This is a genomic window from Erythrobacter sp. SN6-5 (genome assembly GCF_057364945.1).
The window spans coordinates 1,246,507-1,268,471 of record NZ_CP200282.1; the positions used below are offsets into that span (position 1 = coordinate 1,246,507).

Below are 21,965 nucleotides of genomic sequence, written 5' to 3' on the forward strand. Positions count from 1 at the left end.
AAATTGCGATGCCCCCAAATGGCGCTGACTGTCGCAGAGATTAAGGCTTTCAAGCCAGCCGAGAAGCCTTTCAAGAAAGCTGATGGCAAAGGGCTATATCTTGAGGTTTCTCCAAGCGGATCAAAGTTGTGGCGCTGGAAATATCGGATCGCGGGCAAAGAGAAGCGGCTGGCACTGGGGGCATGGCCAGAAGTTGGCTTGGCCGAGGCGCGTGATCTGCGTGACGCCGCAAGACGGCAACTCAGCGAAGGAACCGATCCGTCGCTTGAACGCAAGAAAGCGAAAGCAACCGCGCGGTTCGAGGCTGCAAATACCTTTGGCGCAATAGCTTCCGAATACATCGAGAAGAAGATGGTTGGTGACGGGCGTGCAGAAGGCACGCTGCGAAAGGCGCGATGGTTCTTGGAGCTGCTTGCACCTGACATAGGCGGTGTGCCGATCGTCGATGTTGATCCTCAGATGTTGCTGGCTGCCCTTCAGAAGTTAGAGGCGAAAGGAAACTTCGAGACCGCTAAGAAGTGTAGGAGCTTTGCGAGCCGTGTTTTTCGTTATGCGATCTGGACTGGCAGAGGTCAGCACGATCCAGCTTCAACTCTTCGAGGAGCCTTGATAACTCCTCGGGCGCAGCATTATGCAGCAATCCTTGATCCGAAGAAAATGGGCTCCTTGCTTCGCGCTATCGGCGAATACGATGGTCACCCAGTCACGAAGTTCGCTCTCCTGATTGCGCCTCACATATTCGTTCGTCCTGGCGAACTGCGCCATGCCGAATGGAATGAGTTCGAAATGAATGCCGCGATTTGGAGGATTCCCGCGGGCAAGATGAAAGCCAGAAGGGCTCACGCCGTTCCGCTCTCTGATCAGGTTCTTGCCTACCTGCGAGAATTGCGCGTTGTCTCTGGTGATGAAGGATACGTCTTTCCGTCTTTCTACACGCACACGCGCCCGATGAGCGAGAACACCATGAATGCGGCTTTCAGGCGAATGGGCTTCTCGAAAGACGAGGTCACTGCCCATGGCTTGCGCGCAACAGCATCCACCTTGTTAAACGAAAGCGGATTGTGGAACCCGGACGCGATTGAGCGCGCACTTGCGCATGGCGACAGTGATGCGGTGCGCGGGGCTTATAGCCGGGGTAATTACTGGGATGAACGCGTAAAGATGTCGCAATGGTGGAGCGACTATCTGGATCTTCTGAGGACAGGGGGAGAAATAGTTAGCTTCAAGGCGGCGGCAAAGAATGCTTAGGTCACCGCTTCCGTCCTTTGCGCTTCGTGAGATGTATCGACCTTTGAAGAGTCGCTATGATTAAGCGAAGATCAAAGACTAGACCGCCGTATGAGACCTACGGTGTCTCGCGCGAACAGATTGCGGAGGACTGGGAGCAATGGAAGGATTGGGGTTTTATCGGTGACTCCGAGGCTGAAGCTGAGATAGTCGAGAATGCTTGCCGCGAAATGCATTTTACTGCAGGTCCAAAAGGCGGCTGGGCCCGCGTCGCACGTGAGTTGCGCATCATTCACTTCCAGCTACCGGAAGCGAGAACCGAAACCAGTCCGAGCCGTATGCAGATGGCCAACAGGTGCTCAAAGCTGGCTGACCAGCTCTGGCAGATCGGCAGAGAAATGAGTTCGATGACTGGGCACGAAGATTTTACCCTCGCTGCACTCGAAGCGAAGAGCTTTGCTTCGGATGGAGAGCCTTTTGAGTTTGTAAATCTCCCAGGCAGCATCCTTGATCTTGTCGGTCCCATGAGGAAGATGGCATCATACTTGGAAATTTCGAGTAAGTGGTACTCTCGTAAAGGAAGGCTAGCGTCGCAGCGGGAACGGCGAATGGTGTTAGCTTGTAAGCTGCGGCCCTTTTTTGAGGAGCAATTTGGCATAAAGGCCAAGCTAAGAGGCGGCTCTTCAGCTCGATCCATTGAAGACGAAAGCCCATGGGCAAAGTTCTATCAATCAGCCGCATGGCTTGCGCTTGGCGAGAAAAGTACCCCCGACCGGCAGGGCATCTTAATAGAAGAACGGCTACCGATAGAGGAGTCGTATATTGAGGTAGATATTGGCAAGCCAACATCTGACTGATTTTCCTAACCTAGCGGCATAGTTGGGCACCTCCATAGACTTCTGGAGGTTCCAATGGATAAGCTAATAACAATCAAGGAATTTTGCGAACGTTACGGTGTGGGCCGCTCGACCGCCTACAGAGAGAATCAGGCTTACCGCCTGCCGTTTCGGAAGATAGGCCGCGCCACCCGTATTGCAGAAAGCGATGCGAAGCAGTGGTGCGAACGCCTGCCTGCCCGCTGAGCTCGTCGCGTTTTAGTTCTGACCCGATGACTCTATCATGGTTTCATGCACGGTGGTTTGCATCATGAGCGGTTACGGCGGCAGTAGACGTAAGAGAAAAGTTGATAAAAAGGGTCGCAATTCTCCGACATTTTCCATGCTTCCTCATGCTGTTCAGGACAGCCCTGCATATCGCAGCCTTAAGGTCGGGCCAAGGGCGCTACTTTTCGAGATCATACGGAGGTACAATGGAAATAATAACGGCGAGATCGTAATGGGTGCGCGCCAGGCTCGCGATGCCGTCAACATCTCCGACAAAGATACTGCTCTGCGCTATTTACACGAATTGGAGAATAGAGGGCTAATCAAGGCTACTCGGAAGGGGGGCTTCAATATGAAAGACCCTACCGCTCGGAGAGCGACTGAATGGGCTCTGACGTGGCACAGAATTGGGAATCAGGTTCCGACCCGTGAATTTCGCCAGTGGAAATCTGACTAACCGCGGTCCTGAATTTCTGGTGTCGTGGTCCGGATAATCCGGACAAGGTCCTTTAAACCTATGTGATTAGTCCGGAAAATCCGGACCAAAAGCTTCAATAATCGCAATTCGCGGTCGGGATGATCCGGACACATATATATCTAAGCCATAGGCTTATACGAGCTAGGCACGAACTATCGTCTGCGCCGTTGTGCGTTCTGGAGACACGGTTGGCATTGATCAGTTCCGCCAGTTGGGTGGCAGGACCGGCGTGGAGCCATCCAAACGAGCGCAGCGCTGGTCCTGCCAAGCAAAGCGCAGATTGTTCTTAAAGTGGACCCATCACCCCGTGATGGGCACGCTCACCATTGGAACAGAAGCCTTGACCGTCTTCACAGTCACAATGCAGATTGGTTCAAAGAGACTACTCGAGCGGACTAGCGCCTCGGCTCTCGCCTTGCACTCGTGTTTGGTCAGAGCTTCTTCCACTTTGAGCATACTAAGTGCGTTTCTCCTCGCGAGAAGTAGTGACACTTTCCATGATTGGCACATCCATCCTCTGGCTCAGCAAAAAACCGAGGGTTTGCGATCAGGTCTCTACAGAGGCCCACATACCCATTTTCTGGCAAACGCTTTGCGTTTCGCGCCACACGACCAGAGAAGATGAACTTCTGCGCAGGGTTCCGCTCAGCAATGGCAATGCTATCTTGAAAACGTGCTTCTATCAGGTCATTAAGCGCTGGATAGATGAGCTTTTTGTTTATGTTGTAGAATCCCGATGAAAGATCGACATAGTCGAAAGGAAGACTCGCAATTCTATCTTGGAAAGCTTGGGCGCCAGCTGCGTCAAAATCGGCGTCACCGGTCTTCATTGAGATGCGAATTGAGCATTCTACTCGTCGGCGTTGGAGCCATTCGCCTAGGTCTCGCAAATGCTCCTCAACACGGTCTGCCTGTGGGTTGATCCTACGGTCCACAAGGAGACTCAACAGATATCCATGCGCGGCATGAATTTGAATGTGCTTAAACCCGTGATCTAGAGCGAGAGCTGCACCCAGCTTAAAGGATCTGAGAGTATCGTAGACCCCTGATTCGTCCATCGACTGTACCAGTTCCTTTGCCGCACTGATGACAAATCGACCGTTAGCGGACATGAAACTCCGAGAGCCTTCGTATCCCTTCCATGCAGTTGCAAGTTGGATCCCGGGAAGTGTGCCTCGCTTTTCGATTGCGTGCGCGATCTCCGACCAAACACCGCTTTTTCCGATTGTAGGTGTTGACGCATTGCTCTGATAACCGCCAGGAACCACCACGTTGCCTACAATTGCACAATGAAGCGCTTCTGAGGCACGTTGCTGGTAGAAGTCGATAAAGCGATTGTCTGGTTCGCCCTCTGAGACGAAGCCGGTGTTCGCCGCCAGAAAGAAGACGTGTTTACCGTTCCAGCTTGCGATATCGTTCGTCATTCAAGTCCATCTTCGAAAGAACGTCCTGCTCCAAATCGCCGCCAATCGCCATGGACAAACGGAAAACATAAATCGCGACATCTGCGAGCTCCTCGCGTAGGTGAGGCGATACATCTTGGAGAGTGCGCGCGCCATAGCGTGGGTTTGTTAGCCCCAGACCCACCTTTTTGAGTTCGTTCGCGAACTCTCCTACTTCACCCATTAGTCCAACAAGATCGCGATTCAGCTGATCATACTGCTCATCATCCGTGTCAAAGCGGACTGGAAACCCCCGCCTTTCATCAGCTCTAATCTGCCTATTCACTATCTCCGAGAGATGCATAATCAATTCCTTCGGACATGTTTGAGCAATTCTGAAGCGATAGCAATAAGTGTAGTTCCGGCCAAACTTGCTGCGAGACCGATTAATCCTTCGATGACCTGTTCATTTACAAGAAATATGAGCAAAGCGTTCAGCGTGATTGCTAAAAACAATCCAATGTTTGTCCAGAACTGAGTAGATTCCATTCGCTGAATTATGGTCGCTGTAGCGGAGGGTAGCAGGTTCAGGGCTTCTACTTTCTCCGTAAACACGCGTGGATCATGTGCCACTTCAGCGTGTGTCTTTTGAAGATGCGTCTTGATTGGCCAGATGCCCATCTGAAAGCCATGTTGCCCCTCGTATAGTCTTTTCGCCGTGCTTGTAAGTTTGCTGAAGTCGGCCTTTGCAATTGGCTCACCTTGCGGGAGTTCGACATACTTGTCGCTGATGTTCTGGGTAACTATGCCGAGGTTTCCTTTGAAGCCTGGGTCGGCATAGGTGGCGACTGGACCTAGGCCGACGGCGAATAGAGAACCTTTGCTAACCACGCGTACGGCGATGTCTGACGGGGTGTCGAGCTCTTCTGCAGTTATTAGGACTACTCTATGGCCTGGCTTGAGTAGTGCTTTTTCGTTCTCCTCCAGTTCGATACGTTTGCCAGCTTCGGTTAAATCATAATATACGTTTCCTAACCGAAGCTCATATGACGAGCCATCTAGCATCTCCATCTCTGGATTTCTTATCAGCCTGCCATGGCTTAGCTCGGTTTCGATCTCATTGTCGCTTAGTGTTGTCATGACACCCCCAAATTAACGGAATCCAAAATTCAAACAGCTTGGGATTTTCCCAGCTACGTCGCAGAATACTGGCGTATGAGGGACCTCTGAGGTCTGTCCGGTTATTGGAGGTATTCATAGAGCTGCCGATAAGCCGGAAACGCCGCGTTGCATTTCTTGATGTCCTTCTGGACAAACTAGCTCATTGAAGCGCCTCGTCCAGGGCTGCCTGCGCATATTCGATGTGGGCGCGGAAGGTGGGATGTACCGTCCCTTGGTGGAAGCGTGGCTCTCCGTCGTAGAAGTGGAACTGCGTCAGAATACTGTCGTTGGGAAGCCTGAACCAGCGGCCCGTTTCTGTCCGTTTGTAGGGCTTGAAAGTCGCTGGTGTCTTACTCGTCCGCCAACTTTCCTTATTCGTGGTCGGTAGAGAGAGGTCTGGTCCGTCGCCAATCTGAGTCAGACCGTGTCCACGGATTGCATTCAGATGTCCGGTGATTGGGCGGAAGCCACTGGCGGCAACTTCGCGGTTCAATCGATAGTGCACCAACATTGCTTGGCAGATCTCACTATCCTGCGGCTCAGGTACGTCGTCACAGAGCACCTCCGGCAATTCCGGGTAAATGATGGGAGGTATGTCACTGGAATCCCGGATGAGATCGTTTTCAGGATAATATTGTAACTCGAAGTTCCAGGTGCGATACCAAATGCCGCGCCCTTTTTTGGGGAAGATTCCCATTAGTGCTTCGAACCCATTAGCCTTTCCAGTTGCACCTTCGCTGGCCCATCCGTTGCGAGGATTGTTGTCACAGGGCTTGCCGTTAGAGCAGACAAGCGGATTCGGATACTGGGCGTGAAAGACCGCTGATGGAGAAACTCCGATTTCAGCGAGTCGTCCAGCCAGGCGATGATAAGACCCATGAAGATCGCGAAGTCGGTCTTCTGCGGATCGCCTGGAGGAGCAGAGCCGAGATAGTGGGCGTCCAGTATTGCGGTATGGACAAATGGCTTGCGCTGCCTTGCCAACAATGCGGGTAGCTACTGGGCCTACTGTGTAACCATTGGGTGGGAGACTGAGAGTGGTAAGAACTCCAACGAAGCCTATATCATTACCACCTATCGAAAGTAAGACTTTGTCGGGGATTCTCCTATTCCAGTCGGGAGGGACGGCATCCAGGAGCGTGACGAGCTGGTCAATCTGATTAGTGGATTGCGACCCTCCACCTGGGAGATCTGTTTGTGGCCTCCCAATTAGGTCTTCGACGATGGCACCAGAACAACCTAGATGCACGAGAGTGATTGCTTTCTTCCGGTGGCGCGCTGCATCCGCAAGCGTAGCAATTACGGGCCATGAAAGAAGCGATCGATGGCAGGGAGTATCCCACCATTCAGCAGGCCGCTGGAGTTCAAAATTCAGACGAGCCTTGTCCCCCCAGCTTGGTCGCGAAAAGGTCTCAAGGGGCTCTTGTGAAATGAGACTAGGGACGTCTGGGTTGCCTTCGCCGGAGATGAAGCTGTCACCGAGCGCTACGACTAGCTTATCGTCGAAAGCGTAGGGGACTTTAGCAGTTGAACCTGCAACTGAGACTGAGATTGTTCCTTTGGCTCCGGCGCTCTGTACTCCCCCTTCGCCATTCGGCACCATTATCTGCGTCCATTCGTTACAGTCTGCCGCAACCACTGCTATCGAGGACCTGTACCTACATTCTCCCTCCATCCGAGAAGTGGAGCGTAGTTCAATGCGGTAAGTCTGAGGATAAAGGTAATTCTCGGCATAGGTTCCTGGTGTCCCTTCCTGGTCCGAGGAGCGGTAATTTGAGTTCCGAAGGGCGGCAGAGTTGTTGAATCCGGTGCTCTCGTCACTAAGAAGCGAAAGCAGTTGGGCGTATGACTGTTCCAAAGGGGCCGTTGGATCCTTTGCGAGAACGTCCATAGTCTGACTAACCTGTGCTCTCACATCAGGGGAAACGTCCTCGAAAAGGCGAAAGTTGTCGGCGACGCGCCATTCGAACCGTTCCTCGTGTCTGTTGTTAACTTCCCCAGCTTGAGATGGCGAAGCAATCACAAAGAAGGCGGCTATAAATAGCTGCAGGTGAGTTTTTATCATAAATGCCCCCTTAACATCGCTAATTATTAGCAAGAGCGGGCTTTAAACTCAACAATTAGTAATTTTTTGTTCTTTCTAGATGCAACATCGAAGATACGACTGACTACTAATGGTTGATAATCAAACTGTGATATCAAGCACAGAGTCAACGCTGATGTGGCGTGCACCAGTCCCCCTAGCTGCAGAGATAAGTTGGGCTTGGCCGAAAGATGAGGCCAGGCCACAAGCAACACGAGGCGCCACGCCAGGAGGGCATCTGAGTCTAAAGACGCAATCGGTCAACCGAGCCATTCCATCAGACACCCGTGCGACTTTCCGCTCGAGGTGACGATCCACTCTGGCTAGCAATACGTCGCCGCTGCTCGCCCAAACATCATCAGACTTAGGCCCTGTCCATCCAGGAAGCGATACTGGAGAACCTGCTTCTGTTGGGAAGTTGGTAGTATGGAATGTTGGAGTCGAGCTGGCCGCAAGCTGGATCGAAGTAAGGTTGCCCCTTTTTACTGTGACACCTAGATCTCGAAGGGTCTGCCTTAGCTGCTGATCTGAGGGTACGACCAAACTATGGTAACCGTAGTCCATGCGATGGGCGGCAGCCTCCATATCTACGCAAATAGGCCCATGCCACTCACCATCTTCGCCAATGCGATCAAGCTGTACTGACGAGGATTGTTTGCCTCTTTGAATGACGACAATATAGGCTTGCGCATCGGTGCCTTTGAAGGCACGCCTAGGTAGCTGGATCACTCGGTCGACCCGGTGCATTCGCAATAGTGTTTTTCTGAAGGTTCGGAGTGATGAGCCGGATATAATTGAATCTGGTAAGATCAAGCCAAGCTTGCCGCCAGATCGGACGAGATGAAGAGCTTGCGCAACAAAAATCACGTCCATCGGCACTTGCTGATGTGACTTGGTCGGCGCTGGTAACCCTGCCCGCTTTAGTATTGACGCAAGCATTGGGGTCCACCTGGCAGTTCGGTAAGGCGGGTTTGAGATGACAAGATCTATTGAGCCGGTGTGCAAGGCATTCGCCCCGCTAGCCTGCAGGCTGGTCACGTCATCGAAGAAATGCTGATGAGTTGCTAGCTGTTCGGGTCGCAATGCGTGCCTTATTTCTTGACCAGCGGATTGGTCGATATCGACGGTCAAGAGTTCTGAGAGTTCCCATCGGGATATTGCAGCTAGTGATAGAGCACCACCGCCGCTTCCCAGATCCAGAACTATGCTAGGAGAAGCGTCGCCGATTGCATCCATTAACGCTCTACCCAGCCAATCTGGGCTATCAAACCTGCCATAGATTTTCTGAGCGGTTGTACGTGAGCTATTGCCGGTCATGGTTTATGTTAGCGCGTGTGCTATTTCGGTACCAGACCTTTTCGTACCGAGGTGATGATGATCTGGGCCATTTTGTCAGTGGCCGGAGTTTTCATGCGTGATAGGGTGTCCAACAACGGGAAGTGAGAATGGACAGTGTAAGAGATCTAGTATCTAGATCGAACAACAGCCTTGCATCGTGGCCAACCAACAGCCATCCCCTTGGAGATGAGATCACCCTCGCAGTACATAGACGAACATCAAGTATTAGACGCCTGCGATCGTCTGATCGACTTTGCAGCGTGGCCGCGGGCTAAGATCGACTATAAGGCCTGGCTGGACAACTTTGACCTAGCCGACCGTTCATTAGCGACAGTCATGTTAAGTCGGTTCACCTTCTTGTCGCACCAGTTGGCAGACAGGATGTTCACTGCCTCCTTCCAGGGCATATCCAATACCCTCGGCGAACCTACTGATGGATTTTCTGCCAAATGCGCAGCCTGGAAGCGTTTCTGCGAGGAGGTCCTCGTTGTGCCTGTCATGGGAGAGTCGCCAAGCCCAGCTGACAGCGGTTGGGGCTTCGCGCGGAAGGCTAGGCAGTTGCTCGGTATCTCTGAGGATCGACTGCTCGATCCGCCTCAAGCTATTGAAAAGCTTCTCCTTGAGCGCAAGCGGCCAGTCGTTTTCGTCGATGATTTTGTGGGCTCAGGAGCACAGTTTCTGCGGACTTGGCGGAGATTGCACCCGACATCCTCTGGGCTGCGATCATTCGAGTCGCTTGGCCACGGAGGTTCGATACACTATTGCAACGTCATGATGACTGAATACGGTCGTAATCGAATAAATAACGAGGCTTCCGACGTAAAGCTAGCCACTGGAAATCTAATCCCTCGCAATCACAATTTTGCGTGCTTTGGTTCTGCGATGTGGCCCGCAGGCCTGAACATACGTGGTGCTGGACTTGCTCGCCGAATTGGCTAAGCAGTTAGGCTACGATAAGCTAGACGGAAGCTTGAGAGACTGGCGCGGCTTTCATCGTCTGGGTCTAGGCATTGCGTTAGAGGACTCGGTTCCCGATGCTAACTTGCCGCTCTTCTTCAGTGATGCGAAAGGCTGGCGTCCTCTGGTTGTGCGATCATGAGTAATACCTCTGACACTGCGGATCTTGTTGAGTTGTTCGGTATTTACCGAGCTGAGTGGCTCAGCGATGCTCTTTTCAAGCTTTTTACAAAACCGACCTACTATCCCGAGCTTGAAACAGCGCGGCCATGTGTGCTTGTCGGAGGTAGAGGGACAGGAAAAACAACGGTGCTTCGATGCCTGTCTTACGAAGGTCGATTTGCTTTAGACGGCGAGGATAACGCTCGCGTGAGTGAGTGGCCATATTACGGTTTTTACTACAAGGTAAACACTAACAGTGTTCGTGCCTTTCAAGGCGAAGAATTGTCGCCACGACAGTGGCAAAAGCTGTTCGCTCACTACCTAAACCTTGTCCTTTGTGGGAGGCTTGTAGAATTTCTTAAGTGGCATTCTGCGCGAATACAGGGGGCATCCCTATTGCCCGAAGCAACCTGTCTTGAGACAGCGTCTGCGTTGTTCTGTGACCCAGCACGATCTCAAGACGAGCTACTAGACTCAATTCAGACCGGGGTGCGGCGTTTTGAGGCATGGATCAATAACATTGATCCGAGCAAACTGCCGAACCTCTCAATGCAGGGAACAGTGCTGGAAGATCTTTGTGTTGCCGCTCTTAGACTTCCACAACTAAGGGCGAAGCGCCTTTTCTTTATCATCGACGAGTTCGAGAACCTGTTGGATGATCAACAAGAGGTCGTAAACACATTGGTAAAGCACTGTGGGCCTGGTTATACTTTCAAAATTGGAGTGCGAGAACTCGGGTGGCGACGGAGAAGTACGCTTCACGACAACGAGCAATTGATTAGCCCTGCTGACTATGAACGCATTGACATTGAACAAAGACTACAAGGTGAGCAGTTCGTCAGATTTGCAACCGAGGTGTGTAGCCTGCGCGCTTCCAGCCGCTTCCCGGATGGATTCGACTTGGACGCCATGCTGCCGTCCATTAGCATTGAGGAAGAAGCCAAACTTCTCGGGGCAGATGACCGAGCGCGGGAGGTGCGTGAGGAGCTCGAGCGCACTGCTCCTGATGCAGCGAGACTGGTGGACGATGCAACCGCACTGGAGCTTGCACTTGTGCAGTACTGGGCCCGAACCAAGCACCTCAGTTTAGAAGAGGTTGTACTGGAGCGTGAAAGCAATCGGCAAACTTGGGAAAACCGTCTTCACAACTATCGCGTACCGCTTCTGTTTACATTGCGAGGAAGCAAACCCGGCCTTCGCAAATACTACGCTGGTTGGCGGACACATACGATGTTGGCTGGAAACAACATTCGTTACCTACTGCAACTTGTTGGGCAGTCGCTTTTACTTCAACGACAGACTAACTTGGCCGCGGATGGTGAGCCGATATCGCCAGCTATTCAGACGCAAGCGGCAATTGCTGTAGGCGCGAAAAATGTCAAAGAGCTTGAGGGTTTGGGGGTTCATGGCGCTCAACTTACAAGACTTGTTCTTTCGCTTGGCCGCCTATTTGAGATGTTGGCCCTCCAGCCTGAGGGGCGTCGCCCTGAGATAACTCGCTTTACACTCCCAGAGGACGAGCCACTTGGCGAAGTGGAAAGCCTGCTTCAAGCGGCGGTCATGCATCTAGCGCTAATTCGTACCGTATCGAGCCAGCGGACAAATTTGGATCTGAAATCCTATGACTATGCTGTCCACCCCATCTTCGCAGCGTTCTTCGGATTCAGTCATCGCGACATGCGTAAGATATCCCTTGACCCCAAAGTTATTTTGCAACTCATGAGTGATCCAAAGGCGGCGATTAAGAAGGTGTTGGGACGAGTGAGCCAAGACCCGGAGCACCCCCTCCCGGACCAGCTTCGACTTTTCGAAGGTTTCTATGGCCGAGATTAGTAGTCGGCCGCTCTTTACAACTGAGTACGAACGAGTTTCTGACTTCGAGCTGCCAGCGAGCGCAAGCTATATCTACGCTGTCACCAGTGAACCTAGAAGTGAGTTTGCTACAGAGCTTCAAGCAAAAACACCTTCAGCCCGCTTTGTGCGCATAACCGAGGGCGAATCTCACGGAGTGTTCGAGACTGACATGATCGGGCACGAACGGTTACATGTGCGAATACGCTCGGCGATTGAGCGTTTCCTGGATGAGCTAGGAACTGGTCCAATCTTTCTCGATGTTACTGGCCTAGGACATGGTGTTTGGGCGCCACTAGTACGAGTAGCCTTGGAGGCAGGTCTCAATCTGAACGTAGTCTATCTTGAGCCTGTGAAGTACAGCTCGACTGCTCATGCGGAACTAGGTACAATTTTTGACCTTAGCGAAAGGACCGATGGTATACGGCCGTTGCCACTGTTCGCCACTCTATTCGACCAGCGGCCTGAGTTGTCATGCTTCGTACCGCTGCTTGGTTTCGAGGGCGCTCGCTTCCTTCAAATGCTGAACGCGGTTGAGCCTGAAAAAGGCAAGGTTTTTCCCATCGTTGGTCTGCCAGGATTTCAACCACACTATCCGCTCGACGCTCTCGTAGGAAACGCTGTTGGATTAGAACAGGACAAGGCAGTAAGAAATCTCAGATTCGCACGATCAAATTGTCCATTCAGCCTTTTCTACGAAGTAGAGGACATCGCTGAACGTATGCCGAATGATAGGATTCGATTGGGTCTGATCGGTACCAAACCTCATGCGCTAGGGGCGATCCTATTTGCGATCGTACACGACGAGCGGACTGAGATCATATATGATAACGCTCGGCGCAAGGTTGGACGCACTTCGGGAATTGCAAAGTGCCTCGTTTACGCGGTGTCAGATTTCTTACCGAGGAACCGCTGGAGTCAAAATCAACCCGAAGAATGAGCCGCCGTGCGAGGTACCTTTGGTTAAGTCGCGAAGACAGCGAGAGCCGATGGCGAAACTTACTCCTGGTCTAATCAGGTAGGACTTTCGGTGGTGGGCTGCTTCTTTCGGGCGTATTGTTGTGCCCGTATAGCCTAGCCTGCAAACATGCCTGCCGAGCATATAGATCCCATCTTTCAAAATCTCGTTCTTTACCGGCGCGCAGCAACTCCCTTGTATATTCACGGGTCGCGTCACAGATCTCGCCATAAGTACCCGTACGCTCAATGATCTCAAGCTGTTCCCTGGGTGTGAGTTCCCTAGGTCCGCAGCCATAAGAAAGTGCAGACAAAGATAAGGACAAATACAATACTGCTCGCATGACAACCGCTCCGCTGCCCGGCTGGAGCCGGGTGGTTGAACACGTGCGAGCACGGAGCAGCACGCCCCGCTTATTCCCCTGACGGGTCTTGTATTTGGCGGGCCGCCCGACATGAGCGGTCCGTGCTCAGCACACAATGTGCATCTGCCAGGCTGTTCAGACCCAACAGACACTTGGGCACTATTCAAAGTTCTGGAGAAAGTCCACGAGTGAATCTCTTTCGCGCGCGCGCGCGCGTGATGAGGTTTCATGGTGCGCGTGAACAAGTACCGTACCCTTAGATTGGAGGCTTGCGCGTCCTCAGGATGCCAGTATGGATAACAGATCCGGTCAAACTGGTTCACATCGTCCTATATCGACTGATTGGGGGCAAATTTGGGGGCATTTTGTTGGATTCTAAAAAGAAATCTATTGATTTCATAATATTATGCGTTTGATATGAAGCCTCTTCTGGCACCATTTACTCATTCATCATTGTTCGCTGACGGTTGCTAAGGCCTAGGGAAACTGCCAAGAATGCGCGGTTTTTCGGTCGCTGACGTCCGCCTTTGTGTCCGGACCCCAAGTTAGCTTCGCCTGTACCGAGCAGGTCTTGGGGTCTGTGCTCGCACTATGGGTAAGACACAACGAGATAGCAGACAGTTTCTGCAGCGGATGCATTAGTGATGCAATGCCGACGGTCTGCTGGGTAGTGCGCAGTATCCCCGCTTTTCAAACCCGTCGGCGGTTCGTTGCTGACGCGCAGGTCCACTTCCCCCTTCGCCACAGTAAGTATTTCTCTCGTCCCGGCAAAATGCGCATCGCTGTCCAGTTCTCCACCGGGGGCAAAGGTCAACTCATAAAGCTCGATATTCTTTTCCATATGCAGCGGAGAAAGCGTGCGTAGGCGGCAGCCATTCTTCTCACTGAAGATCGCCTGCTCGTCATCTGCATCCACGATCTCGATCAACGAAGGGCGCGTCTCGGCTTCGATCAGATGAATGATAGACAGGCCAAAGGCTTCGGCGATGCGTGCCGCCACAGCCAGAGTGGGATTAGCCTTGCCACGCTCGATTTGCGAGAGCATCGACCGGCTGACACCGGAACGCTCTGCGAGCTGATCCAGGGTGATCTTATTCGTCCGGCGCATCACTGCGACACGGTCGCCAAATTCTTTGCTGATCGCGTTTTCCGACATAATGGAATCACTCTTGTATAAGATAATTATGTTATTATAGCGACGCAGTTCTCTTATGGTGAAGGAGCGGTGTTGTGAAGGCGTTGGTCAAGGCAAGGGCGGAAAAAGGGCTCTGGCTACAAGATGTGGCGGAACCTAAGGTTGGCCTCAACGACGTGAAGGTCAAAATTCTGCGGACTGCGATCTGCGGCACCGATATGCATATCTGGAACTGGGATGAATGGGCGCAGCGGACCATTCCTGTACCGATGACGGTGGGCCATGAATTCGTCGGCCGGATCGTGGAGATCGGCGACAATGTCTCCGGCTTTGAGCTCGATCAAATCGTTTCCGGCGAGGGGCATGTGGTTTGCGGGCGGTGCCGCAATTGCATGGCAGGGCGGCGGCATATGTGCGCTGATGCCAAGGGCATTGGGGTTAACCGCGAAGGTGCCTTTGCCGAATATCTGGTTCTGCCTGCGGCCAACTTGTGGGTGCATGATCAGGGTATCGACCTCAACATCGCGTCAATCTTCGACCCGTTCGGAAATGCCGTTCACACCGCCTTGCAATTCGACGTGCTGGGCGAAGATGTGCTCGTGGTTGGCGCTGGTCCGATAGGCATCATGGCAGCGGCGGTGTGCCGTCACGCCGGTGCCCGCCATGTGGTGGTGAGCGACCTTAACGAGGACCGGCTTGCTCTGGCCAGAACAATGGGCGTAACGGCCACTGTCAATCCGACCAAGCGCTCGATCGCGGATGTACAGAAGGAACTGGGCATGGCCGAAGGCTTCGATGTCGGCCTCGAAATGTCCGGATCGCATCCCGGCCTTGCCTCGCTTATCGACAATATGGCGCATGGGGGGCGGGTCGCGATTCTGGGCCTGCCCGCCGGAGCGCCCAAGATCGATATGGACAAGGTGATCTTCTCGATGCTGACCCTGAAAGGGGTCTATGGTCGCGAGATATTCGAAACCTGGTACAAAATGTCGGTCTTCATCCAGTCGGGATTGGACCTCGCGCCGATAATCACCCATCGCCTGCCGGTTGACCGCTTCGAAGAAGGATTTGCGGCGATGGCTTCGGGCGAGGCCTGCAAGGTTGTACTGAACTGGGAAGAATGAAGATCAAGCGATGAGGACACGGTTTTACGAACATCTCGCACAGGAACTGCAATCGATTGAAGATCAGGGCCTGACCAAGTCGGAACAACAGATCACCACCGCGCAAAGCGGCACAGTTTCGCTCGTCGAACGCGAGGTCGTGAACCTGTGCGCGAACAATTATCTCGGCCTCGCCGATCATTCTGAGATCATTGCCGCCAGCCACGCGGCGCTCGATCAATACGGGTTTGGCATGGCCTCTGTGCGTTTTATCTGCGGGACGCAGGACCAGCACAAACATCTGGAGCGCAGCATTTCAGAGTTTGTCGGGTTCGATGATACGATCCTATATCCGTCTTGCTTCGATGCCAATGGCGGTTTGTTCGAAACGCTGCTCGGACCGGAAGATGCGGTCATTTCCGATGCGCTCAATCACGCGAGCATCATTGACGGCGTGCGCCTGTGCAAGGCTAAGCGCTATCGCTACGCCAATAATGACATGGCCGAACTGGAAGCGCGCCTGAAAGAGGCTGACGCAGCTGGCGCCCGGTTCAAGCTCATCACTACCGACGGTGTGTTCTCAATGGATGGTTTCATCGCGCGGCTCGACGAGATTTGTGATCTGGCCGAAAAATATGACGCGCTTGTCCATTTCGATGATTGCCATGCGACCGGCTTCCTCGGCGAAAATGGGCGCGGCACGCACGAATATCGCGGCTGTATGGACCGGATAGACATTACCACCGGCACGTTGGGCAAGGCGCTGGGCGGTGCGAGCGGTGGCTACACCAGTGCGCGCCCGGAAATCGTCAATATCCTGCGCCAGCGTTCGCGCCCGTATCTCTTTTCCAATTCCGTCGCACCGCCTGTGGTTGCCGGATCAATCAAGGCACTGGAACTCGCAGCTCTCCCCGAACAGCGCGCCACACTCTGGGAAAACACACGCTATTTCCGCCAGCGTTTGGAAGAGGCCGGCTTCGATGTCTTGCCGGGCGAACATCCGATCATCCCGATCATGCTCTACGATGCAAAAGTTGCCGCCGAATTCGCGGCTCATGCGCGTGCCAATGGTGTTTATGTCACCGCGTTTTCTTTCCCGGTCGTGCCCACGGGGCAGGCCCGCATACGAACACAGATGTCATCCGCACTTTCCAAGGACGAACTGGACCACGCCATCGATGTCTTCATCGAAGCGCGGCGCAGGGTGAGGATCGACCCCGTGACTGCGAATAGGGTAGATGCGTAGCAGGAAAGAAGGGTCGATGAAGCCAACAAACGGGCGATTGTAATGCTGTCAGTTCTGAAACATTCCGGCCCGGCATTGGCCCTTCCAGCTCCCACACGGTTGGCCCGATGCGGATCGCGCACCGGTTTGCAACTGAATTGCAGAGCGCCAGCCTGCTGGGCCAGACAGGGCGCTCCAGATCCGGCTGATGGGCTCGCTTGCCTTTACAGGTGACGGGCATGCAATGCCTTTGGCAATCATTTACGGCTTGCTTGGTCATAGGCCGGAAGATATCGATATCGGCCGCGTCAGCAAGATTTACAGCATGTCGAGAGCACGAAAAGCCAGCGCATGCTGGGTGAGTTCGAGATCCAATTCGACCTGGGCAAGGATATCGTATTCGATTACGAAACCACCCCGGACCTTCACCCCAACAGCATGTGATTGATCGCCTATGAAAAGGCACCGGCGCGGCGCTGATGGCCGAGAACGAAGACGCTTTTCGCCCGCGAAAAAAGACGCTGGCTGGTTTGGACAGTGTCCAGCACATCATGATGGCCTCGATCTACAAGGGATTGACCACCACCGGCACGCTGCTCGACAGCCTGAAGGTCCAAAGGCGCGCCAGCCCTGTGGGACAAACTCATTTCGACACCGCAAGCCAATGAGAGCGAGCAATTGTTCGATTGGCTGAATGTCTATGCCATGGCTGTTAACGAGGAAAATGCCGCCGGTGGGCATGTCGTCACTGCGTCAACCAATGATGCGGCAGGCATCATTCCCGCACTGCTGTGCCATATTGCATGCAGGAGCCCGTAGACATCGACAATGCCCGGAATTTCCTGCTGACTGCCGGTGGTATTGGCCTGCTTTACAAGCAGCGCGCGTCGATTTCGGGCACTGGAATGGGCTGCCAAGGCTAGGTAGGTGTGGCCTGCTTCATGGGCAACGGAGGTCTGGCTGCGGTCTGGGGTGGGCCGCCAAGCCAGGTTGCCAGTGCAGTCGAAATCGCCATGGAACACAATCTGGGCTTAACCTGTGATCCGGTCGCCGGGCTGGTGCAAATCCCGTGCATAGAGCGCAACGCCATCGGTGCGGTAAAGATGGAATGTCATTGAAACCGCCACTTAGGATTTGCTGAGGTCTTCATGCACAAGAACTTTCAGGCCATTGTCCAAAGTGAAGATTTCGTGCTGGAGGTAATTGGCATAAAGCAGCTCTTCGCCAGATTTCTCTGATTGCACCTCTGATGCGTCCCCATCAGTTTGGCCGTCGGCATCGCGGGCGTCTTGCGCATGCCCGGCTACGCTCCACGAGAATGCCGTGGACACCATAAGCGGCGCGCCAATCAGGGAAGGTTTTCGCATCAACTAATCCTTTCTTATTCGGATGGCTGAGCGATCCTGGCTTTCTATCTCGCGGTCGTGGTTTATATCGCTCTGTCGTTTGCTTGGATCATGCAGACTCCAACCTTCATCCCTCATGATTTCGAACAGGAAGTGGCCAATTTTCTCACGGAAAGCGAATTTGACGGCGAAACCTTGTCGCCCGACATAGAGTCCAAAATCATCGATTTGCGCGCCGCCTATGATGTCGCATGGGTGCGTATCTAAGGCGCAGAGACTGAGTTTTCATTCGGCCCGGTCCCGGATGAGGTCAATGACGCACGCGCGCTCCAGCAATCCCGGAACATCGACTTTTTCGAAGGGGGCAATCCGGACACCGTGCTGCGCATTCACCGACTGAGATATAACAACATACGCTGTGAGGAACGGGGCACATGCGACACAATCCTGATCAGTGGCTTGACAAGAAGCCAGATACCGACCGCCGAAATACCGGATTCTTCGTTCATCCAGCTGTTCAGGGGTTTGATGACCTCACCAAGCTTACCGCCGTTTCTGTTCGGATCGCCGACCATTCTTTTTCTGACGGTCTGGTTGCTCACCTGCCCCTTGCGCAGGGCTGCACAGCAGGCGGAGAAAATTCGTCCGTCGGATATCGATATTCGTCTCGATGAAAAGTCGGTTCCGCTTGAAGCGCTACCGCTTGTGCGCTCGGTTAATCAGGCACTGGAACGACTGGATCGCGGCTACGATACACTCGGCAAATTTACCGCCGCCGCAGCCCATGAACTGCGCACACCGTTGGCTTTGTTTGATGTGCATTTGAAAGATGTACCCGAAGGTGAGCCCCGCAAAAATCTGCGGGCCTTGGTCGTCCGGCTCCAGCAAGTTATCGACCGGATCCTGTATCTGGCGCTTATGGGATGGGCGAATGCGCCGCTGGAAAACTTTGACCTGATTTCCCTCACCTGCGAGGCGATTGCCGACCGCGTTCTGATGCTGGAGGAAAGAGATATCGGGATAGAGCTGGAGCACACGGTTGATGCCTTACCAATGACAGGCATGAAAATGGCAATCTATTCAGCGACTACCAATCTGCTCGACAATGCCGCGAAACATGCGCCCGATGGCGACTGCATTCGTCTTATTTGTTCATGAGAATGGCCTCGACGTGATCGATCATGGTCCGGGTTTGAGTAAGGATTTTGAACCGTTTGCGTTCAACTCGTTTAAAAAGCAGAATTCCCAATCGGTCGGCTTCGGGCTTGGCCTGTCGATCGTCGAAGAGATCATGAAACGTCATGGCGGTTCTGTCACCTATTCGCCAACCGAATGCGGCGGCGCGACGTTTTCGTTGACCCCGTTCGCTTGTTTCCTCAAATAGAGCGTTCAACAGGGGCGGTGTGACTAGTGTCCGGACTCATTAGAGCCACCAGGTGACGAAAGCGGCTATGGCGACGGTTGCCATGAAGGTCTTGATGTTGTGGTCGAAGCGGGTGGCGACACAACGCCAATCCTTGAACCGGCAGAACATGCGCTAGGCGACGTTGCGCTGGCGGTAGATTTGCCGGTCGTGCTCGATGTGCACTTTGCGGTTGGACTTTGATGGGATGACCGGTGTTGTTCCTCGCTCGATCAGCCAGAAGCGCAAGGCGTTGCTGTCGTAGCCCTTGTCGGCGACTAGATACTCCGCGGCGGCACGGCATTGATGGTCTGAATGGCTGCCTTGGCATCATGCGTATTGCCAGGCGTCAGCAGGAGGAGGTGGGGACGGCCTTTCTCGCCGCAGACGGCGTGAAGCTTGGTGTTGCGCCCTCCTTTTTGCGCCACCTGCAGTGCGGTGGACCTTGATGCCGCTACTGTCGATGAACAGCCTGTCCGGGACGCCATCGACCCCGGCGAGGTCGGCGAAGATCCGATCCCACACGCCGCGTTCGGCCCAGCGCCGGAAGCGGTTGTAGAGCGTCTTCTTCGGCCCGTAGAAATGTTCAGGACAGTCGCCCAAGGGCCGCCGCTCGTCAGCGCATGGGCGATACCTGAAAGCACCGGCCGTTGATCGACCCGTGGCATACCGCGCGTATCGGTCGGCAGGAACGGCTCGATACGCGCCCACTGCTCATCCGAAAACTAGAAGAAATCCGCCATCCACGTGCCTTCTTGATCGAGACACGTGATTCACATTACGGCTCTGGTGTGAATCCCGTTTATAGGTCCGGACCCTGGTACTTCGCCTTCATGGTCGACTGCACCCAAAGATAGTGAGCCACACTATTAATCTTTGCGAGCATCTCATTGAGATGCCAGCGCCAATGGCGGAAACTAAGCATGCTATGGATACGTTGTCTTTCTAATATCAGTTACTAACAGCGGGTCGAGCCGGTTCCACCAGAAACGCACGTTTCGTGCGTTATGTCGATCCCCTACTGAGCCAGAGTATTCTCCATGTTTCGAAGTGAAAGTGGGAATCGCACGTACATCAAAGCAGCCAACCGAATAATCTCCGGTGACGAGTTGAAACGTAGAAATGGATTAGGCGGTTTAGCTCTTGATCTGCGGCTCATGCCGCGCGTCCACCGGAGCTAACCAACATCTGCCACATGAGCCTGGCAAGACAAATTTGTATGACAAATTGTTATCAGTTTCTTGAAAGAAAAATAACGCATGCTGAACGGTGATTGCAATTTTTCAGGACTTGACTAACAATTACCTTTTAAGTTTCATGACCCCAATCATAAAATTCTGAGTGGAGGTTCTTTCATTGTCTAAAAAGAATTTTGGATCAATTAATTACTTGAGTATGTCATGCTCGAAACTTGCGCTTTTTGTAATTCTCAGTGTGTTCGCAGCGCCTGTGTCAGTTAGTGCTAGTCCATTGGTCCTACTTGGGCCGCAGGCGGTTACTTCACTGATCTTTGCTGCTCCTTTATCAAGTGACTGTTATCGCTTCGTATATGATAGAAACGGCAATAGATTGAATGGCACCAGTTCCGCCGTGACTGGGGATACAGCCGTTTGGGGTTCTGCGACATATGGTTGCACCGCTTGGGGCGACTGATGCCGTCCAGAGTCAGCTTCAAGTTCAATCCAGTGTATAGGGGGTGTTGTTGAGCGACCTTAGTCGAATGCAGGGGCTCTATTCAAAGCCCTCTGAAATAGTGTTGGTGATGCATGCTCTAGTTGCATTGCTGTGTTCCGCGCTTTCGATGCCTGCCCATGCACAGGAAGATACGGTTCCGATCGGATGGGAGTCCTCGTCCGCGCCTGAGGGCATCTTTCCTTCGGCGTACGAAGCCTGCAAGGCGCAATGGACGGTCTACCAGAGTGACAATGAATCTTCTCGTTTCATTGGGGTGAAGGCGCGCAGCGATGATTGGCGAAGGATGGACTGTGAATGGACGCGGTTCCAATACCTATGTCCAGAACCCGGCCAACAGGGGGGCATTGGGTCCTGTGGGACGATCATTCCCACTTATGTTCAGGTTGTATGTCCACTTAATTACATCGCGACGGTCGATGGTTTTTGCTAAGCTTGAGGCTGCGAGAGAGCAGCCTTGTGATGATGAATGCGCTGACAATGGTAAGCCCAACCCCAAGACTGGAAACCCCATTGTCATATCGACGGGCGCAAAAACTTTAGAGTCGATGGACTACTCTTCTGCCGACGGCTTGTTTCGTATTGGTAGGCAGTACCGCAGTTATCAGGTAGGCCGCCGAATACAGGCAGGCGTATTGCCGCGCGCAAAGGCTCGAGGTCTAAAGGGATCTTGGAATTTTGAATTCAAGCGCGAAATTCAGCTCGGTATTTTTGCTGGAACGCCGAGTGAGCCGGATGCAACTGTAGCTATCTTGATGCCGGACGGCACAGGGTATGGTTTCAGCCTGCAAGCCGATGGCAGCTGGATAGAGGATCCTGGCGCTGCATTTTCAAGCTCATCAGAAAATTTGAAACTTGAGTTTGTCGGCACATTACCAGCAGATCTCGCAACCATTCGCAACGCGCCGAGCGTGTGGCGTCTTACTGACAAGAGCGATACCGTTTGGACGCTTGAGACACGCGTTGGTTTGAATGGAGGTCCGTATGTCTTTGGGTGG

Annotated in this window: 21 protein-coding genes and 3 pseudogenes; 16 read left to right on the forward strand and 8 right to left on the reverse strand. The window is 53.2% G+C overall.

What is annotated here, in order from left to right; translation table 11 throughout:
• Nucleotides 1-18: 18 nt before the first annotated feature.
• Genes AC0V6Z_RS06220 through AC0V6Z_RS06230 form a run of 3 tightly spaced genes read left to right on the forward strand, consistent with a single transcriptional unit; the run spans nt 19 to nt 2,309 of the window.
• Nucleotides 19-1,248 carry a tyrosine-type recombinase/integrase gene (locus AC0V6Z_RS06220; protein WP_472640486.1) on the forward strand — a complete coding sequence of 410 codons (1,230 nt, stop codon included), beginning with the start codon at nt 19-21 and terminating at the stop codon, nt 1,246-1,248.
• A 56-nt stretch (nt 1,249-1,304) separates the two neighbouring features.
• Nucleotides 1,305-2,084 carry a hypothetical protein gene (locus AC0V6Z_RS06225; protein ID WP_472640487.1) on the forward strand — a complete coding sequence of 260 codons (780 nt, stop codon included), beginning with the start codon at nt 1,305-1,307 and terminating at the stop codon, nt 2,082-2,084.
• Nucleotides 2,085-2,138: 54 nt separating this feature from the next.
• Entirely contained in the window at nt 2,139-2,309 is a 171-nt protein-coding gene (locus AC0V6Z_RS06230) for a helix-turn-helix transcriptional regulator (RefSeq protein ID WP_472640488.1), read from the forward strand.
• Between the two features lie 930 nt (nt 2,310-3,239).
• On the opposite strand, the gene AC0V6Z_RS06235 is transcribed toward AC0V6Z_RS06230, so the two are convergent.
• The 5 genes from AC0V6Z_RS06235 to AC0V6Z_RS06255 all read right to left on the reverse strand — a co-directional run bounded on the left by AC0V6Z_RS06235 (nt 3,240) and on the right by AC0V6Z_RS06255 (nt 8,751).
• Nucleotides 3,240-4,232 carry an oxidoreductase gene (locus AC0V6Z_RS06235; RefSeq protein ID WP_472640489.1) on the reverse strand — a complete coding sequence of 331 codons (993 nt, stop codon included), beginning with the start codon at nt 4,230-4,232 and terminating at the stop codon, nt 3,240-3,242.
• The gene (locus AC0V6Z_RS06240; protein WP_486176446.1) at nt 4,201-4,536 is read right to left on the reverse strand and encodes a hypothetical protein; all 336 of its coding nucleotides are present in this window, start codon (nt 4,534-4,536) and stop codon (nt 4,201-4,203) included. Before AC0V6Z_RS06240 ends, AC0V6Z_RS06235 begins: the two co-directional genes overlap by 32 nt.
• A gap of 20 nt (nt 4,537-4,556) precedes the next feature.
• Nucleotides 4,557-5,330 carry a dCTP deaminase gene (locus tag AC0V6Z_RS06245; protein WP_472640491.1) on the reverse strand — a complete coding sequence of 258 codons (774 nt, stop codon included), beginning with the start codon at nt 5,328-5,330 and terminating at the stop codon, nt 4,557-4,559.
• A 181-nt stretch (nt 5,331-5,511) separates the two neighbouring features.
• A complete protein-coding gene (locus AC0V6Z_RS06250; protein WP_472640492.1) occupies nt 5,512-6,048 on the reverse strand; it encodes a hypothetical protein in 537 nt (178 codons plus the stop codon).
• 1,488 nt (nt 6,049-7,536) lie between these two features.
• Nucleotides 7,537-8,751 carry an N-6 DNA methylase gene (locus AC0V6Z_RS06255; protein WP_472640493.1) on the reverse strand — a complete coding sequence of 405 codons (1,215 nt, stop codon included), beginning with the start codon at nt 8,749-8,751 and terminating at the stop codon, nt 7,537-7,539.
• A gap of 207 nt (nt 8,752-8,958) precedes the next feature.
• Here AC0V6Z_RS06255 and AC0V6Z_RS06260 point away from each other — a divergent pair, with 207 nt between their 5' ends.
• From AC0V6Z_RS06260 to AC0V6Z_RS06275, 4 genes are read left to right on the forward strand one after another with little or no spacing between them, the layout of a single operon-like run.
• Complete coding sequence (locus AC0V6Z_RS06260; RefSeq protein ID WP_472640860.1) at nt 8,959-9,711, forward strand: phosphoribosyltransferase-like protein; 753 nt, start codon at nt 8,959-8,961, stop codon at nt 9,709-9,711.
• A complete protein-coding gene (locus AC0V6Z_RS06265; RefSeq protein ID WP_472640494.1) occupies nt 9,683-9,871 on the forward strand; it encodes a phosphoribosyltransferase-like protein in 189 nt (62 codons plus the stop codon). Before AC0V6Z_RS06260 ends, AC0V6Z_RS06265 begins: the two co-directional genes overlap by 29 nt.
• On the forward strand, nt 9,868-11,724 hold the full coding sequence (locus AC0V6Z_RS06270) for an ORC-CDC6 family AAA ATPase (protein ID WP_472640495.1): 1,857 nt from the start codon (nt 9,868-9,870) through the stop codon (nt 11,722-11,724). Before AC0V6Z_RS06265 ends, AC0V6Z_RS06270 begins: the two co-directional genes overlap by 4 nt.
• Nucleotides 11,711-12,682, forward strand: a complete 972-nt coding sequence (locus tag AC0V6Z_RS06275) for a hypothetical protein (RefSeq protein WP_472640496.1) — start codon at nt 11,711-11,713, stop codon at nt 12,680-12,682. The genes AC0V6Z_RS06270 and AC0V6Z_RS06275 overlap by 14 nt, the downstream gene beginning before the upstream one ends.
• Before the next feature lie 971 nt (nt 12,683-13,653).
• Here AC0V6Z_RS06275 and AC0V6Z_RS06280 read toward each other — a convergent pair.
• A complete protein-coding gene (locus tag AC0V6Z_RS06280; RefSeq protein WP_472640497.1) occupies nt 13,654-14,220 on the reverse strand; it encodes a helix-turn-helix domain-containing protein in 567 nt (188 codons plus the stop codon).
• 74 nt (nt 14,221-14,294) lie between these two features.
• On the opposite strand from AC0V6Z_RS06280, the gene tdh reads away from it, so the two are divergent.
• The 6 genes and pseudogenes from tdh (at nt 14,295) to AC0V6Z_RS06310 (ending at nt 17,645) form a co-directional block, all read left to right on the forward strand.
• Nucleotides 14,295-15,323: an L-threonine 3-dehydrogenase gene (tdh, locus tag AC0V6Z_RS06285; protein ID WP_472640498.1), complete on the forward strand. Its 1,029-nt coding sequence runs from the start codon at nt 14,295-14,297 to the stop codon at nt 15,321-15,323.
• Nucleotides 15,324-15,333: 10 nt separating this feature from the next.
• Entirely contained in the window at nt 15,334-16,548 is a 1,215-nt protein-coding gene (locus AC0V6Z_RS06290; protein WP_472640499.1) for a glycine C-acetyltransferase, read from the forward strand.
• 107 nt (nt 16,549-16,655) lie between these two features.
• A pseudogene (locus tag AC0V6Z_RS06295) lies at nt 16,656-16,810 on the forward strand (serine dehydratase beta chain); the annotation flags it as partial.
• 196 nt (nt 16,811-17,006) lie between these two features.
• Nucleotides 17,007-17,195: a hypothetical protein gene (locus AC0V6Z_RS06300; RefSeq protein WP_472640500.1), complete on the forward strand. Its 189-nt coding sequence runs from the start codon at nt 17,007-17,009 to the stop codon at nt 17,193-17,195.
• Nucleotides 17,196-17,205: 10 nt separating this feature from the next.
• Nucleotides 17,206-17,346 (forward strand): L-serine ammonia-lyase, iron-sulfur-dependent, subunit alpha, encoded by a 141-nt coding sequence (locus tag AC0V6Z_RS06305; protein ID WP_486176447.1) that lies wholly within the window; start codon nt 17,206-17,208, stop codon nt 17,344-17,346.
• Nucleotides 17,331-17,645 (forward strand): annotated as a pseudogene (locus tag AC0V6Z_RS06310) (L-serine ammonia-lyase, iron-sulfur-dependent, subunit alpha). Before AC0V6Z_RS06305 ends, AC0V6Z_RS06310 begins: the two are co-directional and overlap by 16 nt.
• A gap of 9 nt (nt 17,646-17,654) precedes the next feature.
• On the opposite strand, the gene AC0V6Z_RS06315 reads toward AC0V6Z_RS06310, so the two are convergent.
• Nucleotides 17,655-17,894, reverse strand: a complete 240-nt coding sequence (locus AC0V6Z_RS06315) for a hypothetical protein (protein WP_472640501.1) — start codon at nt 17,892-17,894, stop codon at nt 17,655-17,657.
• Nucleotides 17,895-17,984: 90 nt separating this feature from the next.
• Here AC0V6Z_RS06315 and AC0V6Z_RS06320 point away from each other — a divergent pair, with 90 nt between their 5' ends.
• The 3 genes from AC0V6Z_RS06320 to AC0V6Z_RS06330 all read left to right on the forward strand — a co-directional run bounded on the left by AC0V6Z_RS06320 (nt 17,985) and on the right by AC0V6Z_RS06330 (nt 19,257).
• The gene (locus AC0V6Z_RS06320) at nt 17,985-18,140 is read left to right on the forward strand and encodes a hypothetical protein (protein ID WP_472640502.1); all 156 of its coding nucleotides are present in this window, start codon (nt 17,985-17,987) and stop codon (nt 18,138-18,140) included.
• A gap of 192 nt (nt 18,141-18,332) precedes the next feature.
• Nucleotides 18,333-19,031, forward strand: coding sequence for a sensor histidine kinase (locus AC0V6Z_RS06325; protein WP_472640503.1), 699 nt, complete (start codon nt 18,333-18,335; stop codon nt 19,029-19,031).
• Nucleotides 19,000-19,257: a sensor histidine kinase gene (locus AC0V6Z_RS06330; RefSeq protein WP_472640504.1), complete on the forward strand. Its 258-nt coding sequence runs from the start codon at nt 19,000-19,002 to the stop codon at nt 19,255-19,257. The genes AC0V6Z_RS06325 and AC0V6Z_RS06330 overlap by 32 nt, the downstream gene beginning before the upstream one ends.
• Nucleotides 19,258-19,296: 39 nt before the next feature.
• On the opposite strand, the pseudogene AC0V6Z_RS06335 reads toward AC0V6Z_RS06330, so the two are convergent.
• Nucleotides 19,297-19,976 (reverse strand): annotated as a pseudogene (locus AC0V6Z_RS06335) (IS5 family transposase).
• Between the last annotated feature and the right edge of the window lie 1,989 nt (nt 19,977-21,965).

What these genes read in the sequence shown, in the direction of transcription:
- AC0V6Z_RS06220 (WP_472640486.1), top strand. Translation starts at nt 19, where the DNA reads ATGGCGCTGACTGTCGCAGAGATTAAGGCTTTCAAGCCAGCCGAGAAG.
- AC0V6Z_RS06225 (WP_472640487.1), top strand. Translation starts at nt 1,305, where the DNA reads ATGATTAAGCGAAGATCAAAGACTAGACCGCCGTATGAGACCTACGGT.
- AC0V6Z_RS06230 (WP_472640488.1), top strand. Translation starts at nt 2,139, where the DNA reads ATGGATAAGCTAATAACAATCAAGGAATTTTGCGAACGTTACGGTGTG.
- AC0V6Z_RS06235 (WP_472640489.1), bottom strand. Translation starts at nt 4,232, where the DNA reads ATGACGAACGATATCGCAAGCTGGAACGGTAAACACGTCTTCTTTCTG.
- AC0V6Z_RS06245 (WP_472640491.1), bottom strand. Translation starts at nt 5,330, where the DNA reads ATGACAACACTAAGCGACAATGAGATCGAAACCGAGCTAAGCCATGGC.
- AC0V6Z_RS06250 (WP_472640492.1), bottom strand. Translation starts at nt 6,048, where the DNA reads ATGGGAATCTTCCCCAAAAAAGGGCGCGGCATTTGGTATCGCACCTGG.
- AC0V6Z_RS06255 (WP_472640493.1), bottom strand. Translation starts at nt 8,751, where the DNA reads ATGACCGGCAATAGCTCACGTACAACCGCTCAGAAAATCTATGGCAGG.
- AC0V6Z_RS06260 (WP_472640860.1), top strand. Translation starts at nt 8,959, where the DNA reads ATGAGATCACCCTCGCAGTACATAGACGAACATCAAGTATTAGACGCC.
- AC0V6Z_RS06270 (WP_472640495.1), top strand. Translation starts at nt 9,868, where the DNA reads ATGAGTAATACCTCTGACACTGCGGATCTTGTTGAGTTGTTCGGTATT.
- AC0V6Z_RS06275 (WP_472640496.1), top strand. Translation starts at nt 11,711, where the DNA reads ATGGCCGAGATTAGTAGTCGGCCGCTCTTTACAACTGAGTACGAACGA.
- AC0V6Z_RS06280 (WP_472640497.1), bottom strand. Translation starts at nt 14,220, where the DNA reads ATGTCGGAAAACGCGATCAGCAAAGAATTTGGCGACCGTGTCGCAGTG.
- AC0V6Z_RS06290 (WP_472640499.1), top strand. Translation starts at nt 15,334, where the DNA reads ATGAGGACACGGTTTTACGAACATCTCGCACAGGAACTGCAATCGATT.
- AC0V6Z_RS06300 (WP_472640500.1), top strand. Translation starts at nt 17,007, where the DNA reads ATGGCCGAGAACGAAGACGCTTTTCGCCCGCGAAAAAAGACGCTGGCT.
- AC0V6Z_RS06315 (WP_472640501.1), bottom strand. Translation starts at nt 17,894, where the DNA reads ATGCGAAAACCTTCCCTGATTGGCGCGCCGCTTATGGTGTCCACGGCA.
- AC0V6Z_RS06320 (WP_472640502.1), top strand. Translation starts at nt 17,985, where the DNA reads ATGCAGACTCCAACCTTCATCCCTCATGATTTCGAACAGGAAGTGGCC.
- AC0V6Z_RS06330 (WP_472640504.1), top strand. Translation starts at nt 19,000, where the DNA reads ATGGCGACTGCATTCGTCTTATTTGTTCATGAGAATGGCCTCGACGTG.